The organism is Streptomyces griseorubiginosus (assembly GCF_017614965.1).
In the GTDB taxonomy this organism is placed as follows: Bacteria; Actinomycetota; Actinomycetes; order Streptomycetales; family Streptomycetaceae; genus Streptomyces; species Streptomyces griseorubiginosus_B.
The window spans coordinates 1-436 of sequence record NZ_WVUG01000742.1; the positions used below are offsets into that span (position 1 = coordinate 1).

At 70.6% G+C, this 436-nt stretch carries 1 protein-coding gene; it reads right to left on the reverse strand.

Features of this window, described 5'->3' with window-relative positions; all coding sequences use genetic code 11:
• Positions 1 to 40 precede the first annotated feature (40 nt).
• A partial coding sequence (locus GRC12_RS45065; RefSeq protein ID WP_208786159.1) for a DUF4190 domain-containing protein occupies positions 41 to 436 on the reverse strand: 396 nt, incomplete at its 5' end.

The following is a 436-nucleotide window of genomic DNA, read 5'->3' on the forward strand; positions in this document are numbered from 1 at the left end:
GCAGGGGGCTGAGCGGGGGCCCGCGCTCAGCCCTGGGCCGTCAGTCCTGGGCGACGAGTGGGGCGGAGATGCCGGGGGCCGAGTTGTAGGACGGTTCGTCGTCCGTGCGGTTTTTCTCGTCGTTGATGGCCAGGACGATGCCGACGATCAGCAGGGCGATGGTGGCGAGGCCCAGGATGATGCCGATGATGCCGGTGATGAAGCCCGCCTGGGCCTGTCCGCGGTTGGTCGCCTCGCCGCGGTCCGCGCGCCGCTTGCCCTTGACGCCGAAGACGACCGCGAGGACGCCGAGGATCAGGCCGACGACGCCGTAGAGGCAGAACAGGCAGCAGGACAGGATGCCCAGCACCATCGCCGCGGTGCCCATTCCGTTCTGCGGGGGCGCCTGCATACCGGGCCAGCCGTAGCCCTGCGGGTAGGCGGGGTAGCCGTACCC